Raw genomic sequence first — 16,958 nt, 5'->3', positions numbered from 1 at the left:
TATATGATGACTAAGGGAAAATTATTGATTGTGATAGGAATGTTCTTGGTTATCCTTACTGGCGCTCGCCTTATCTGGATTGTATCTTTTAGCAGCACGGATCAACCGAATGCCGTCAACGGAGTGATGGATTTACGGAAATGGGATGCGGCGGAAGGACGCACCCTAACGCTCGACGGGCAATGGGAGTTCTATCCGAGCGTGATGTTGATGAATTCCGGGGGGCTTCAAGGCTCGTACGGCGAAAAAGCAAAACTCATTCAAGTTCCCGGCAATTGGGACGACTTCCTGCGGCCGGGCGAGAAAACGCCTTACGGATATGGCTCGTATCGGTTGCGCGTTCTCGTCGACCCGGGAATTAACGCCATCTATAGCATTCGCGTACCTAGCGTTCGCAGCTCTTCGGAGCTGTACGTTAACGGCCATTTGTTGGCCAAGTCGGGGCAACCGGCGATGAACGAGGAGGAATATACCGCTCGTAACGTTCCGTATACCGCCTCCTTCGCAACCGGCGGTGAAGATGTCGTCGAGATTGTTATTCAGGCTGCTAACTATACGGATTCCCGGGAAAGCGGAATCGTCCGTTCCATGAAGTTCGGTACGGAAGAAGCGATCGCTCGGGAAACGAACTTGTCCGTAGCCATGCAGCAGATTGTCGCCGTAATCTTCCTCATTCATGCCGTCTACGCGCTAATATTATTTTTCATGGGATACCGGGATAAGAAATTGCTCTTCTTCTCCTTGTTGTTTCTCTGCGCCATTCTTAGCATCCTGGTCGGCGGCGAAGACAAAATACTGCTGTATTGGTTCCCGCTTAACCTGGAGATCAGCTTCGATATCATGTCGATGATTATGTTCGTCGGAGCCATCTCGGTCATTCAAAGCGTCATGGACCAATTGTCCGTCTTCTGGCGCACTAGAATTTTTCCGGCATTCGCATTAGGCTGCGGAGCGGCGATGATTATCGAGCTTATTCTTCCGGCGAGATACTCCCAGAACGTCAATAACTTGTTCTTGACCTTCGTCGGGATCTTCGTGCTGCTGGCGATAATGTCCATGCTTCGAACGCTAGCAAAGGGAATTAAAGAGAATCTGCTGCTGCTCCTGTCCCTTATCGCGCTTGCGAACAACTTCGTGTGGTGGGGCGTTTTCCTGGCATCGGGGATTAAAATCGTATATTACCCGTTCGATCTGATCGCGGCGGCTATTTGTTTTGCGTCGGTCTGGTTTAAGCGGTACTTGCAGGTGTATTCCGAAACGAAGCAGCAAGCTGCGAAGCTACAGAAGGCGGATAAACTGAAGGACGAATTTCTGGCCAATACTTCTCACGAATTGCGGAATCCGCTTCACGGCATCATCAACATCTCTCAGGCCGTTCTGGAGAGAGAGATGCACTCCCTAAGCGGCAAGAGCGTAAAGGACTTGGAGACGGTCTTGTCCGTAGGACGTCGGATGACGCTGATGCTGAACGACCTTCTGGATGCGATGAGGCTGAAGGATAGCAATCCGCGGTTGCAACTCGGCCATTTCTCCTTACAGACGGTCGTGACCGGCGTGTTGGATATGCTTCAGTTTATGACGGAAGGGAAGCCGATTCGGTTGACGAATCAACTTTCCGATGGATTCCCGCAAGTATTGGCCGACGAGAACAGGGTCATTCAAATTATATTCAATCTGCTCCACAACGCTTTGAAGAATACGAGCGAAGGCGAAGTAGCCGTACGCGGGTTCGTAATAGGCGACAGAGCGCAAATCGTAATCTCCGACACGGGAATCGGAATGGACGAGGAAACGACGAAACGAGTTTTCGAGCCTTATGAACAAGCGCCGTCCGATAAGACGATGATCGAAGGGGGCTTCGGGCTCGGACTCAGCATAAGCAAACAGTTGGCGGAACTGCATGGAGGAACAGTAGAGGTGCGTTCTACCCCCGGTCAAGGGTCGGAATTCTCGTTTACGCTGCAGCTGTCCGACCCTTCCGTCTCTCGGGAAGAAACGGCGACCGGATTTCTTACGGCGATTGCTTATGCGGAATCGGCCGCCGCGGCTTCGTCGGGACAGTTGAATCCGAGTCCACGGCAGGAACTGCTGGTACTTGCCGACCGGCCTCGGATTCTAATCGTAGACGACGATCCCATCAACCTGAACGTGCTCGAAAATATTCTTACCTCGGAGCGATACGATATCGTCGCCGTAACGAGCGGCAAAGAAGCGTTGGTATTGATGGATTCCAGGGAGTGGGATTTGGTTATATCGGACGTGATGATGCCCTTGATGTCCGGATATGAATTGTCGCGAATGATTCGGATGCGATTCACGATTACGGAGCTTCCCGTTCTGCTTCTTACCGCGCGTAGCCGTCCCGAGGATATCGAGAACGGATTCCGCTCGGGTGCCAACGACTACGTGACGAAGCCGGTAGACGCTATGGAATTGCGATCGCGGGTGCATGCCCTAACCGAAGTCAAGAAGTCCGCGCGCGACCGGCTGCGAATGGAAGCGGCATGGCTTCAAGCCCAGATCCAGCCTCATTTCTTGTTCAACACGCTGAATACGGTGGCCGCTTTGAGCGAGATCGACACGAATAGGATGCGCGAATTGCTCGCGGTATTCGGCGATTTTCTGAAGGATAAGTTCAAATTTCAAAACATAGACGAGCTTGTTCCGATCGAGTACGAGTTGGAACTTGTCCGCTCTTATCTGCATATCGAGAAGGAACGATTCGATGAGAGACTGCAGGTAATTTGGGAGATAGATGAGGGCAACCGCACATGGCTGATCCCTCCGCTAACCATCCAGCCCTTGGTCGAGAACGCGGTAAGACACGGCATCATGAAGCGCGCTAGAGGAGGGGAGATCCGCATTCGACTCTCCGATCACGGGACTTACGCGGAGTTATCCGTCATAGACGACGGAGTCGGCATAGATGAGGATAAGCTTGGGCAAATCCTGGATGCGAGCCTGACCAGAACGTCCGGAATCGGTCTGTTCAACACCGATCTTCGATTGAAAAGACACTTCGGCAGCGGGCTACAAATCAAAAGCGATCAAGGCAGCGGCACTTTGATATCGTTTATTGTCCGGAAGTAGAAATAAATTTAACATAGGTGCTTCGTGGCGCGGATTCCCGTCTCTCTCGGTGGATTTATCCGCACCGGATTACCGTTCACGATCCATAAGAGGCTGACCCAAGAGCGCTAAGCTTTTGAGTAGTCTCTTTTTCATAGCTCGAGAATGAGAAGTTAGCGAACTATCTTCGTTAATTCGGCGGGAAAGACCGTCTGAGCGAGAAGTTAGCGAACAATCTTCGTTAATTCGGCGGGAAAGGCCGTCTGAGCGAGAAGTTAGCGAACAATCTTCGTTAATTCGGCGGGAAAGGCCGTCTGAGCGAGAAGTTAGCGAACAATCTTCGTTAATTCGGTGGGAAAGGCCGTCTGAGCGAGAAGTTAGCGAACAATCTTCGTTAATTCGGCCAGCCTCGTAGAGAAGAGACTTGCCCGTTCGGCGAGCCTCTTTTTAATAGTCCGAGAGAGGTATGTCCCCCTCCCGAACGTTTCATGAGAAAATCATAATTTTTCATGCGAATGCATTTTTTAGGCATAAAGAACCTCTTATTTGCGGCTATTTCCTTATTTTATCTATAGAAGAAAGAATGTAGACTGCGCCTAATGGACTACCTGTGGATATTGTTGACTATTCGCCCAACCATTGGAGAGAGTTATTCGGTTTTATCCATGTTACAGTACTGTCTGACGGAATAATTAATAGAAAATATATGGAATAAGGATGTGTTTCTGCCAAATGAAAAAGCTAATTGCAGCCTCATCGATTGCCCTGACGCTTCTGTTTACGTCTACTGCCGTGATTACGCCAGCTCCGAGCGCTTCCGCCAAGGAAATCTACGCGACGAACGGAAGCCGAACGGTTGATATAGCCAAATCTTATATCGGTAGAGTGAAGTACAGCTTCGGCGTTAAGAATACGTCGAAACTCATCTTGGATTGCTCCTCCTTTACCCAGCTCGTATTCAAGAAAAACGGAATGAGCCTTCCGTGGAGCTCCAAAGGGCAAGCTAGCTTCGGCACGAGAGTTCCGAGCAAATCCCGCTTGGCCATCGGCGATCTCGTCATGTTCAGCGTAGGCACGCCGGGCGTGATCAATCATGTAGGAATCTACGTAGGTAACGGGAAATTCATTAGCAATACCAAGAGCTCGGGCGTTACGATAACCAGCCTGAACACGGGTTACTGGGGCAGCCGCTACATAACCGGACGTCATTATTAATAGATCATGATTACGCACCAAAACACTAACCTTACGAGGTTGGTGTTTTTTTGCGAAGAATAGGGAATTGTAAGATTTTTGAAGCCGATCCGTCAGAAGCGCCTTTTATAGGTGGAGACCCAAATTTAAGCGTTGGGAAATTGTGTTATGATAAGCGTAATCGATAATCGGACAATCATCAGGATGTGACCTCGGGTGGAATTTTCATGGAAAAAGAATCTGTACGTGTTATGGCTCGGAGTATTTTTCTGCAGCGCCGCGTATTCGATCTCGATCCCGTTTATCCCGTTGTTTCTGCACAACGAGTTGGGAATCGACGACCATCTTGAAGCGTGGTCGGGCTTCGCCTTCGGGATCACGTTTCTTGCTAGCGCGCTCATCGCGCCCTACTGGGGCTCGCTTGCCGACAAATACGGACGTAAGCCGATGCTTATCCGGTCGGGTTACAGTCTGGCAGCTCTGTACGTCATTACTTACTTTATTTACGACCCTTATGTATTCCTGGTTTTGCGGGTATTCCAAGGGTTGCTGGCCGGGTACGTTCCCGCATCGATCGCGCTCGTCGCGACCAACACGCCCGAGAAAGAGACGGGATATGCGCTCGGCATCATGGCAACGGCAGGAGCGACGGGCGGAATCGTCGGACCTGTTATCGGAGGCGTCGTTAGCCACTACACGAGCAATCGGGAAGCCTTCCTATTCTCGGCCGGAGTGGTGCTCGTCGCCGCATTGATCGCTACCTTCTTCGTTCACGAGTTGAACTTCGATAAGAAGGCGAAGCGCTCCCAGATTCGCGATGATCTTCGGACGGCATGGGGGAACAAGACCTTCGTCACTTTGCTTAGTCTCGTAGGTCTCTGCACGTTCTCCGTGATGCTGTTGGAGCCGCTGATTACGGTGTACGTGCTTCAGCTTGGAGCGGACAAGAGCGATGCTTCGCTGCAATCCGGGTTGATCTTCTCGGCAGTTGGCATAGCCACGCTCATTGCCGCTCCGCAGTGGGGCAAAATCGGAGGCAGGATCGGATACGTCAAAGTATTGATAATCGGGTTACTTGGCGGAGGCATCGGCAACATTCTGCAATTTTTCATCGGCGATTACGTAGAATTCGGCATTCTTCGCTTCGTGTACGGATTGTTCTTCGCGGGAGTGTACCCGGCTCTGAACGCGATGATCGTAAAGGTGACGGAAGCGGATTTCCGGGGACGCGCATTCAGCTTGAATCAGTCGGCGACTCAATTGGCCACGATGCTAGGTCCGATGCTTGGAGGCGTGCTGGGAGGATGGATTCCGATTCGTTGGATGTTCATAGCGAACGGCTTACTTCTGATTTTATCCGCGCTGTTGCTCTTTAGAAAACGTAATATGGACGAAACTAATCCGGGAATGAAGAAAGTCCGGCTTTCGCGCGGTTAACGCGAGTGCCGGACTTTCTTTGCGATATAACATAATGGAAAGCGCCGCTGGCTGCTAAAGCATTTCCGAATCGATGATTCTCCAATGGTATTTAAGGAGACTATCCAGTCGATCCTTGTCCTTCGTTTGGAAACATTCGATAATTTGATGGTGCTCCCCGTTCACTTCCTTCAGAACCTCAGCCATCTTCTCCTTATCGTCGCTGCGATAAGATTGGCGGATAAAGCTGTTCTTGAGCAGGTTGATCGTCTCTATTAACGTCGGATTGTTGCATCGGAGAATATATATCTCATGAAAGCGGTATTGATCCGTGTAATATTCGGCAAAGTCCCGTTTCTCGATATGGGCGTCGATTTTCTTCGCAAGCTTAATCATTTCGCTCAAGTCGGATTGCTCCAGATAAGGAATTGCCAAAGAGGCTGCCAAAGCGTCCAGCGTCCCGATAATTTGCGAGACGTCGAGCTTCTTCTTGGCATCGAAAGGGTTGACGATAAAGCCCCGTCGCGGAATGTACTCAAGCAAGTTATCGTTAGTCAACTGGAAGAGCGCTTCCCGGGTCGGCGTTCTGCTTATGTCGAGCGTCTTGCAAATTTCCGCTTCGTTAATCTTCTGATTGGGAAGAAGCGCGCCGTCTTGAATTTTCGCGACTATGTAATTATAAACGTGGTCTTTAAGCGACTGATATTTAGGTGCTTCCAACGACGACCCTCCTCTCCGGTACTCTTTAGAAAATAATTTCCGTCGGACGCGGACGGCGTAATCCGTACTCTAGAGCGGCTGAATCCCATGCTGTCGTCGGAGTTTGTGTCATTTCGGAGGAGTGTAATTTATTTAATAATATTAACATTGGAGCCGCATCACATCAAGAATGATTGTTTTCATAGATGTTAGATGAATGATCTTCGGGGAAGAATAACTTTGTGAAATTTAACATCTCTATTATACGAGTTGTTTGATAGGGGAGTCGATGATATAATTGCTCACATAAAACAGTATATTGTGTTATGTATATTGTATACAGATTGGGTGGAAGGGAATGTAAAACAAGACCGAACTCTGTTTGACGGAAGATGGGCAGGGGTTTCAACATTTTATCCTGTTGCCGCATATGAATGTAATGGAGAACCTGAAGGTCGCTCCACGCAAGCCGAACAAGCAGAAAGGCAACAATCGTAGGTTCTTGGAAGGAGCGGAGTCCGTCCAGGACCTCTTTTTTAAACAATTATGAATATAGTATTTTGTATACAAATTAAAGAACGGTGGTGAAGTCGTATGGTTCATTCTCAAACGGTCATGGAGCTCTCGGAACGCTATGGAGCCAATAACTATCACCCGTTGCCCATCGTGATCTCCAAAGCGGAAGGAGTCTGGGTGGAAAATCCCGAGGGAGCTCGATACATGGATATGCTCAGCGCTTATTCGGCTTTGAACCAGGGACATAGGCATCCGAGGATTATTCAAGCGCTGAAGGATCAGGCGGATCAAGTCACGCTGACGTCCAGAGCATTCCACAGCAGTACGCTCGGCATGTTCTACGAGAAGCTGGCGAAGTATACGGGAAAGTCGAAGATTCTGGCGATGAATACGGGGGCGGAAGCGGTAGAGACGGCTGTGAAAGCGGCTCGGCGTTGGGCTTACCGGTATAAAGGCGTTCCTTCGAACGAAGCGGAGATCATCGTCTGCGGCGGTAATTTTCACGGGAGGACGATTACGATCACCTCATTCTCTTCCTCGGAGGAGTATAAGAAGGACTTCGGGCCGTTCACGCCTGGCTTCAAGCTCATTCCATACGGAGATTTGGGGGAGCTGGAGAAGGCTATCACTCCCCGCACGGCGGCGCTTCTCATAGAACCGATTCAAGGGGAGGCGGGAATCGTGATTCCGCCCGACGGGTATTTGGCGGCGGCATCCGAAATATGCAAGAAGAATAACGTGCTCTTCGTCGCGGACGAAATCCAGACCGGTTTCGGTCGCACGGGTAGGCGATTCGCATGCGATTGGGAAGGCGTCGAAGCGGACGTCTATATCATGGGCAAGGCGCTCGGCGGCGGCGTATTGCCTATCTCGGCGGTAGCGGCAAGCGAAGAGGTGCTGGGCGTATTCGAGCCTGGCTCCCACGGTTCCACTTTCGGCGGCAATCCGCTGGCTTGCGCGGTGGCGATAGCGGCACTGGATGTGGTAGAAGAGGAGCGGCTCGCCGAACGGTCGGATCGATTGGGAAGTTATTTTAAGAGCAAGCTAGAGGAAATAGAAAGTCCGTATGTCAAAGAAATTCGGGGCAGAGGTTTGTTCATCGGTTTGGAATTGGATAGAGATGCGCGGCCGTTCTGCGAACGTTTAATGGCAAGCGGCTTGCTTTGCAAAGAAACGCACGAGACGACGATTCGGTTTGCCCCGCCGCTCGTTATCGCCGAATCGGAGATCGATTGGGCGTTGTCGAGGATCGAGCAAGCGCTGAGCTGAAGGTTACGATAGGATTTCAAGTTCCTTAATGCGGACGGAGGAGGAGAAAAGGATGGACATCGATAAGAAAGTGCAGCTCATCAAAGTTCCCTTCGGTTTGGGAGGCGGGCGAGCAGGGACGGAGCTCGGGCCGGAAAGCGTAATCAAGGCCGGCTTACTCAATCAACTGAAGAGTATCGGAGTGGAATTAGCCGGCGATAGCGAGGTGGATTGCTATAAGCATTTCTCGGGCATCGGAGGAGAGGGGAAGGTTAAACATCTAGCCGAAGTTCAAGAGATGAGCAGACAGGTGAGCGAGCACGTATCTCAAGCCGTTTCCTCGAACTGCTTTCCGCTCGTGCTCGGAGGAGATCACAGCGTCGCGATCGGTTCGCTTGCCGGGCTGACGGCGCACTACCGCAACCTCGGCGTCATCTGGTTCGACGCGCACAGCGACATGAATACGGAAGAGACCACTCCTTCCGGTAACGCGCATGGAATGCCGCTAGCGGTGGCACTCGGGAAAGCGGAGTATAAGCTTACGGATATACCCGGCGCGACTCTGATAAACAAAGATAAGTTGGTCATCATTGGGGCGCGCGATATCGACCCCGGAGAGAGGGAGTTGATTCGCTCCGAAGGAATCGCCTGCTTCACGATGCACGATATCGACAAGCTGGGCATGAAGACGGTCGTGGAACAGGCTATTGCAATCGTGGGCGAGGGGACGGACGGAGTGCATCTGAGCTTCGATTTGGATTCGCTAGACCCGCTGGTTGCAGGCGGAGTAGGGACTCCGGTTCCGGGAGGCTTAAGCTACCGCGAGGCTCACTTCGCGATGGAGCTATTCGCCGAGTCGGGCAAGATTACGTCGATGGATATCGTCGAAGTGAACGGGGTGCTGGACTACGACAGGCGAACGGCCCGCCATGCGGTAGAGCTGGCCGCTTCGCTGCTAGGTAAACGAATTTTGTAATTAATATTTGCGAGTAACAGGACGCGATAAATCAAGCAAGGGAAATAACCAAGAAGAAGCTCGGAGCCGTAATCCGATCTTTTCCTTGGTTATTTCCCGTTTTACGACGCGTCCAGACAAATGATAGGTATTATGACATTGAAAGTAGTTACAACGACTCATTTTAAGAGATAGGTCCAGAAAGTCTCTCAAAATGATTAAAAAACTAGTAAAATGCAGTTGTTGCCTCCTCTTTTAAATGATATGATTCCTAACATAATTTGATATATTGTATTTTGTATATTGTATACACAGTTGGTGTGAGGGTCGGATTCCGTGCGATGGAGAAAGAAAAAACGGTTAATTTCGACTCATTGCGCCGTCGATGGATTTGGAAAATATCGCGGTCGATTACTCCTCTATTAAGTGACTCTCACTTCAATAGCATTTTTCGAAATCCTTATACCAAAAATTGGAGGTAGAACATGCAAAAGAAGAGATGGACAAGACAGATGCTTTCACTGCTATTGGCGTTCGCGCTCGTTATTTCGGCCATCGCGCCGAACGCATTCGCCGAGGAAACCGGGAACGGAGCTCCGGTTATCGTTACGAACGAGTCCCCAACCGGAGATGCGGAACCTTCGCCGTCGGCGGAGCCGACTCCGACTGCGGATCCGGAATCTTACGAACTACAGGCTCCTTCGGTTCAAAGTATAGTTTATCAACCTCCAGGCATACCTGCCTATGAATATCTCACTTATTTATCCTCGACGATCGGTACTAGAGTAGCGGGAAGTCCGGAAGATGTCGCGGCTCGCGATTACATTACGGGCGAATTCGCCAAGCTAGGTTTAGGTGTCGATATCCAACCTTTCAGCTATACGAGTAAAGATAAAACGATAAATTCATCCAATGTCATCGCGACTAAGGCGGGTACTTCCGATAAAGTCGTTATCGTAGGAGCCCATTATGATTCGGTTGCAGCAAGCAAAGGCGCCGATGACAACGGCTCCGGCGTTGCGGTCATGATGGAAGCGGCTAGGACGGTGGCGGATAAGGTTACTCCGTATACCATTAAGTTCATAGCTTTCGGTGCGGAAGAGACGGGGTTAAGAGGCTCGAAAGCATATGTTGCCAAGATGTCCCAGGAAGACAAAGATAACACGATTGCGATGATCAACCTCGACAGCTTAGCCGTAGGCGACAACATGCATATTTACGGCAACGCAGGCTCAGAGGGCTTCGTTCGCGATCTGGGTTTAGACATCGCCAAGGACCTTCATCTTGACGTGACGACCCAGCAGGGCGTGAATCCCGAATATCCGGCCGGTACGACCGGGGACTGGAGCGACCATGCTCCGTTTAAGGATGCCGGTATTCCATACGGATATCTGGAAGCGACCAACTGGTTGCTGGGCGATATGGACGGCTACACGCAAACCGAGTTGGAAGGCGAAGTGTGGCATACGGAGAAGGATACTCTCGATCACATTTCGGCAACCTATCCGGGACGTATCGAAAACCATTTGAGCACATTCTCCCAACTGTTGTCCAACATCCTGCTCGAGATTCAAGAGCCGCAGGAGCTCAAGCTAAACAATGAAGTCAGTAACGATAATGATAAAGACAATGATAAAGCAGCTATTACGGAAACTCGGACATTCGACGTCGAGTTCGATTTGCCAAGCGGCTCCGCGTTATCGGATCTGGCTTGGACTTACGGCGGCAAAGACTTCAGCGAATATAAGAAATACAACAGTACGGACAAGGTTTACTCTGGAGATCCTTATATTAAACTTGTAGGTACTCCGGTAGAAGTAGGCGGCAAGGTCCATGCGAAAGTCATGTTCGATCAAATTTTCGGAACTTCGAACATGTCCGGTAACCGAACTCTTTATCCACCGTTGCTGAAATCGTTGAATGCCGCGAATATACTAGCGGTAGCGGATAAGAAAGGCAACGTGGCTAAAGTCAAAGTCCCTTACAATGTCTATGACGATTACCACGCATACGACGACATTAAGCCGGCGATCAACGAGATCATGGCGAGCCCGGATAAGCAAGACCGCTACATCGAGAATAAGGTTATCGGTAAGTCGGGGCAGGGCCGCGATATCAATTTCTCGATCGTTGCGAAGGATAAAGATTCCGTCGATAAATACCTGAACGAGATATTGCCGTTAATGAACGATAACCCGGCAGCTCTGCAGGAGAAGATCAAATCAGGCGAGTTGACGGATTACAAAGTTCCGATCTGGATTAACAACATTCATCCGGACGAAGCTCCGGGCGTAGACGCTATTATCAATATTTTTAGATCGCTAGTAACTAAGGATACCGTCTCCTACGAGACGACAGATGATCAAGGTAATTCTCAAACGGTTACGCTTGATGTCGACAGTGCGCTGGACAACGTTATTTTCTTGCTGAATTATACGGAGAATCCGGATGGTCGATTCCTGAATACTCGCCAGAATGCGGCGGGCTTCGATCTGAACCGCGACAACTCTTACCAAACGCAGCCGGAAACGCAGCAAGTGATGGGGGAGTTGGCGAAATGGATGCCGACAACCTTCCTTGACTTCCATGGCTTCGTCAAAGAGTTCCTGATCGAACCATGCACGCCTCCGCACGATCCGAATTTCGAGTATGATCTTCTGATCGACAATATGGTGGAGCAAGCGAACTTAATGGGCCGCGCAGGCGTTGCCAATACGAAATACGACGTGTTCCACATCCCTTACGAGGAAGGCTTGAAAGCAGCCCAAGATCCTAATTACAAGCCGATTGCAAATGCAACGGGATGGGATGACGGATCCCCGGCTTACACTGCCGTCTTCGCTATGCACCATGGAGCGATGGGGCATACGGTCGAAATTCCCGAGTTGAACCAAGACTCGACCGACGCGTTATATTACACGGCTTTGGCAGCGACGAAATATCTTGTCGACAACAAAGACGAGCTATTCCTGAATCAGCTGGAAATTTACAAACGCGGCGTCAACAACGAAGATAACAAAGCCGTAGACAAGTACCTTGTCAACGCCAAATACGAAGAGATCGGCCGTCCTCGCACAGGCAACGAGAACTTCTTCCCTGAGTACTATGTGTTGCCGGTAGACGCGGAGCTTCAGAAGAGTCCTTCCGAGGCTTACAAAATGGTGAAGTACCTGCTGCACAACGGGGTTGAAGTGGAGAGGACGAAAGAGAGCGTAACGGTTGGAAGCACGACTTATCCGTCCGGAACCTTCGTCGTTAACATGCATCAAGCCAGCCGCGGCTTCGCGAATGTCGTGTTATACGATGGATTCGACGTATCCGATTTCAAGGAAATGTATTCGGACATTATTCAAAGCTTCCCCGAAATGAGAGGCTTCGATAGCTACGAGACTCGAGTGGTCGGTGCTTTCACTGGCAAGACGAGCGAATTGACGGATGAATCGGCGTTAACGATTCCAGGAACGACGGTATCGGACGAAGCTAATTATTATGTCGTTCGCAGCGATAGTAATGCGGCGATACAAGCAGTAAATGAGTTGATTGCCGCCGGTAAAAAGGTCACTCTACTTGAGAATGGCGATGGCCGCTCTTATGAGAAAGGCGATTTCCTTGTAGAATCCACGAGCCTTACACCGATCTTAAGCAAGTATGTACTAACGGTAGTTCCTTTCCCTAACGATGGAAATCAGGCGGGGATCGTATTGAAGCCGGTCACCGTCGGAGCGACGGCAAAAGGCGTTCCGGAATTCGTTCTGAAGCAGCTTGGCTTTAAGGTTACGAACGTACTGGATGAAGCGGACGTACTCCTGAACGCGGGTAACGCAGCTCAGATCAAAGCTAAACCATACATCGGGTTCGGCAAGAGCGGCATGAGCGTATTCAAGAACGCTAATGTTCTGACCGGCTTCGATTACAAGACGGAGAATGCTTACGAAGGCTTATACAAAGCCGAACTGTCCCAAGACAGCATCATTACCGCTCCTTATGAAGCGGAAGATTATCTGTATACGAATACCGGTTCATACATTACCGGGGTACCAACGGGAGCAACGGTCATTGCGACCATCAAGAACGCCGACGATTTCTTCGTGGCTGGATGGTGGCCGACTCAGGACGCTGCCAAGGGCAAAACAGCTGGCTTCACATACAAGAAGGACGGTTTGAACGCGACGATCTTCGCATCCGACTCCTTCAACAAGGATCACCCGCAAGCGCAATTCAGGCTGATGGCAGAAGCTGTTTATGCTTCCTTGAAAGTTGACGTCCAACCGCCTTATACCGGTGGACCCTATGTACCGCCTGTAACGCCGCCAACAGATCCGGTTGAACCTCCGACCGAACCGACGACTCCGGTGACGGTTCCAGACTTCAAGGATCTCGGCAAAGCAACATGGGCGATAACCGCGATTCAATCGCTTGCCGCCAAAGGCATCGTAACCGGCGTTAGCGCCGATAAGTTCGAGCCGCTGAAGCAAGTAACGCGCGCCGAATTCCTGACCATGCTGATCCGCGCGTTCGGATTGCTGGACAAGGATGCGACCGTATCGTTCGGCGACGTGCCGTCCGGAGCGTGGTATTACTCGTTCGTCGCTACCGCCGTCAAGCTGAAGCTTGCTCAAGGCGTAGGCGGCGACAAGTTCGATCCGACTCGCCCGATCACTCGGGAGGAAATGGCCATCCTAAGCGCGAACGTTCTCAAGTCGGTTAAGGGCAAGCAAGCCCAAGATCCGGCTGCCGCGCTTCTGAAGTTCAAGGATAGCTCGAGCATGGCATCGTACTCCAAGGATTCCATTGCTCTTCTGACGGAAGAAGGAGTAATTAACGGCGTATCCGCCGACACCTTCTCTCCGAAGGGAATCGCCAGCCGCGCTCAAGCAGCGGTGATTATCGATAGACTGATGGGTATCGAATAAATCGAATAAAATAGCATTATCCATTCACTAACGGAAAAGGTGCAGCTCCTCATGAATTTGGATGAGGGCTGCACCTTTTTTTTCGTACAAAATGGCTACGATGGCGGCGATCGGCCCGGTTACTATTGATTCAGAGAGAGCGTGGCACTCCATTGGGGTCGGTAGGTTTACGAAGAACTTGCGCCCCGGCCGCCAATGAAATAAGGAAACAGGCGCAAATTAGAAAAGAGAGCGTGGACCATTCGAAGATGCCGCGACCCAGATAGGTCTGCCAACCAAGGGCTATTAAACCGAGCACATATGCGATACCGGTTAAATGAATCCATTTGGTGCGAGCGCCTTTCGAAAATGAAGTACGGTCGGACAGCCAGGCGACAAGCGGTAAAGCTTGCAGAGCGTGGAAGCCGAGGCCGTGCAGTACGATAATATTCCCGTGAATGCCGACGGTTCGGCCGTTATTAACGGAAATCCAAATACCGGCCATAAACGAGAGCATAACCGCGATCATGGCGTATCGGATTCCTACAACCAGCGCCGGACGACGCAAGTAAGCTTTCTTGCGGAAAAATTGGATAGCAAAGAACAGATAGTACAGAACCAGAAGCAGGGCCACTAAAGCGAAGATATTACCGATGATTTCGTCATAGAGGGTGCCTTCTTTAACAAACCTGGGGTTCACGCCACGAAAATTCTGAACGGTTTCCGCAAAATAAGAATAAAGAGCAAGCAGAATGTAAGACCAACGGAAGAATGCTCTTCCTCTTGCCCGCATTGCGGAAAATGGAGCAATCGCAGCCGTCGATAGCAGGAATATTCCCAAAGCCGCATTAAACGAAAAAGCTTTGGAAATATTTCCGTCGGGCGATACCGGTCCCCCATACAATGCTACCCATACCGCGCATACCCCCGCGAGCAGAAAGCCTAGTAGCCCGGTAAGCACCAACCGCTTCTCTCCTTCGAAAAATCGGACCGACGATTCGGGTTCTTCAATCGTACGATTCATTCCCTTGGTATTCATCTCGGTTTCTCCTTTGAAGTCGTTCGACTTTGATGTTTTTATTGTAAATCTCTGGATGTTAACTGATATCTTACCGAAGTCCAGATATTAACCTAGACAATAGTCATAACGCCGCTTAGACCGTCGTGAATGATTCGACCCTATTCTGGAAAAAACAAGGGGATGTCTAATCGGATTAAGGGTGAACAAGCGTTGATGCGGTTGAAGCGAATTTGCACGTTAATAGCGGTGCTTGCCGTGATTTCAAGCTGCTCCGGCAAGTCTCGCCAAGGCGACGAGGTCGAGCTTCTTCGAGCCAAATCGAATCGGGAGCCAAGCTCCAAGAAAGTGATCCTCGTCGTCGCCGATTCGTTGATGTATCAGGCGATCGACGAAGGAATCAAAAGGAAGCTGCTCCCTACTTTTCGATATATGATCGACAATGGCCGGTACTACAAGGATCTCGTCAGCTCTTTCCCGACCATGTCGGTAACCATCGACAGCTCAATCGTGACGGGAGCCTATCCGGATGGGCATCATATTCCCGGACTGGTATGGTATTCGGCCGACGAGCATCGACTCGTCAATTACGGAACGGGGCCGATGGAAATCATGAGGCACGGCGTGAATCCCGTGCTGACCGATGCCATCATTCATCTCAACGGCAAACACTTAAATCCGCGCATAGCCACAATCTATGATGAATTGACGAGCTTCGGTTTCAAGTCGGGGTCCATTAACGGATTGATCTACCGCGGAAAGACGGATCATATCCTCGCCGTACCGCCGTATCTTCATAAACCGACTTCATTGCCGGCTGAAATAAAGGTAAAGGGGCCAGACTTGCTAGCACTCGGGGCTTTTACCAATCCGATCGGTGCCGATAAAGGCTTGCCGGAAGGCATCGCAAGTAAAATGGGCTTCAACAACGAGTACGGCGTAGAAGCTGTCAAGCAACTGGTCAAGGCGCGACGGTTGCCGGATTTTCTGTACGTCTACTTGCCAGACCTGGATCAACGGCTACACAAGGAGGGCCCTTCCGATCTGAAGGAAGTGATCAAGCTGGACGGGCAGCTTAACGAAATGTTGGAGTCGTTCGGGTCGAAGAAACAAGCGCTGGAGCAAGCGATCATCATTCTGATCGGAGATAGCGGAATGTCTGCAATCGTTCCTTCCGGACAAGAGCCGGTTATTGATATGCCGGATCTGTTGAAGGATTACAACATTCTTCGTCCAGGCTCCTCCGTGAGTAAGGAGACGGAAATCGTTCTGGCCGTTAACGAGACGATGGCTTACGTGTACAAGCTGACGACCAAAACTTCCTTAAGGAATTTTGCCGAGCTTCTGAAGGTTGAATCCCGCATAGATCTGATCGCATGGGAGGAGAAGGGATGGGTTCATGTCATCCGATCCGGCAGCTCAGGCGAACTCCGATTCAAAGCTATCGGTGAGACAACGGATGTATATAAGCAGTCTTGGGCGCTGGACGGAGATTGGAAAATACTGTATATGCGGCGGGGGGCAAAAAAAGAACTGGAGTACGGTTTATACCCGGATGCTCTACGCAGGCTGTCGGCCGCGCTCCATTCTCACGAAGGCGAATTTTTAATCGTGACGGCAAAACCGGGGTATGAGTTAGCGGGTCATAGCTCTCCCGCTCATAAGGGCGGAGGCGGTCATGGCTCGCTTCATCGCACGGAATCGACGGTTCCGATGATCATTCTCGGTACCAGAGTCGAACCGGAATACCATCGGATCGTGGATATCAAGAAGTATGTATTGAAGCTTCTGAGAAGGTAGGCAAATTTATTTTCCGGGATGAGCACAACTACCGCTGAGCGAAAAAAACCCCACATCCTGGTCATACCCCCGTCAAGTAGACACGTAAAAAAAGCTAAGCAGCCAGCGCGTGCCGATACTCAATCGGTGCGCGTTGTTTAAGTTTGGCTTG

General features: G+C 50.5%; 9 protein-coding genes. 7 read left to right on the top strand and 2 right to left on the bottom strand.

The annotated features are described in order from the left end of the window. The first annotated feature begins 39 nt into the window (after positions 1 to 39). The 3 genes from DFP95_RS26925 to DFP95_RS26915 all read left to right on the top strand — a co-directional run bounded on the left by DFP95_RS26925 (position 40) and on the right by DFP95_RS26915 (position 5,700). Positions 40 to 3,090, top strand: coding sequence for an ATP-binding protein (locus DFP95_RS26925; protein WP_245987998.1), 3,051 nt, complete (start codon positions 40 to 42; stop codon positions 3,088 to 3,090). Between the two features lie 711 nt (positions 3,091 to 3,801). Continuing rightward, positions 3,802 to 4,284, top strand: a complete 483-nt coding sequence (locus DFP95_RS26920) for a C40 family peptidase (protein WP_115995771.1) — start codon at positions 3,802 to 3,804, stop codon at positions 4,282 to 4,284. Positions 4,285 to 4,479: 195 nt separating this feature from the next. Beyond that, entirely contained in the window at positions 4,480 to 5,700 is a 1,221-nt protein-coding gene (locus DFP95_RS26915; protein ID WP_115995770.1) for an MFS transporter, read from the top strand. A gap of 54 nt (positions 5,701 to 5,754) precedes the next feature. Here the strand turns inward: DFP95_RS26915 and DFP95_RS26910 are convergent, their stop codons facing one another. Then, positions 5,755 to 6,399 carry a GntR family transcriptional regulator gene (locus DFP95_RS26910; protein WP_115995769.1) on the bottom strand — a complete coding sequence of 215 codons (645 nt, stop codon included), beginning with the start codon at positions 6,397 to 6,399 and terminating at the stop codon, positions 5,755 to 5,757. 573 nt (positions 6,400 to 6,972) lie between these two features. Here DFP95_RS26910 and DFP95_RS26905 point away from each other — a divergent pair. The 3 genes from DFP95_RS26905 to DFP95_RS26895 all read left to right on the top strand — a co-directional run bounded on the left by DFP95_RS26905 (position 6,973) and on the right by DFP95_RS26895 (position 14,010). Then, positions 6,973 to 8,163, top strand: a complete 1,191-nt coding sequence (locus DFP95_RS26905; RefSeq protein ID WP_115995768.1) for an ornithine--oxo-acid transaminase — start codon at positions 6,973 to 6,975, stop codon at positions 8,161 to 8,163. Positions 8,164 to 8,215: 52 nt separating this feature from the next. Further along, positions 8,216 to 9,118: an arginase gene (gene rocF, locus DFP95_RS26900; protein WP_115995767.1), complete on the top strand. Its 903-nt coding sequence runs from the start codon at positions 8,216 to 8,218 to the stop codon at positions 9,116 to 9,118. 464 nt (positions 9,119 to 9,582) lie between these two features. Further along, on the top strand, positions 9,583 to 14,010 hold the full coding sequence (locus tag DFP95_RS26895; RefSeq protein ID WP_115995766.1) for a M20/M25/M40 family metallo-hydrolase: 4,428 nt from the start codon (positions 9,583 to 9,585) through the stop codon (positions 14,008 to 14,010). A gap of 130 nt (positions 14,011 to 14,140) precedes the next feature. Here DFP95_RS26895 and DFP95_RS26890 read toward each other — a convergent pair whose 3' ends face one another. Continuing rightward, entirely contained in the window at positions 14,141 to 15,013 is an 873-nt protein-coding gene (locus tag DFP95_RS26890) for a hypothetical protein (RefSeq protein ID WP_115995776.1), read from the bottom strand. A 177-nt stretch (positions 15,014 to 15,190) separates the two neighbouring features. On the opposite strand from DFP95_RS26890, the gene DFP95_RS26885 reads away from it, so the two are divergent. Next, positions 15,191 to 16,807, top strand: a complete 1,617-nt coding sequence (locus DFP95_RS26885) for an alkaline phosphatase family protein (protein ID WP_245987996.1) — start codon at positions 15,191 to 15,193, stop codon at positions 16,805 to 16,807. Positions 16,808 to 16,958 lie beyond the last annotated feature (151 nt).

The organism is Cohnella lupini (assembly GCF_003386205.1).
In the GTDB taxonomy this organism is placed as follows: domain Bacteria; phylum Bacillota; class Bacilli; order Paenibacillales; family Paenibacillaceae; genus Cohnella; species Cohnella lupini.
The sequence above is the reverse complement of the archived record's forward strand: the minus strand, read 5'-3'. Positions and strand labels throughout refer to the sequence as shown.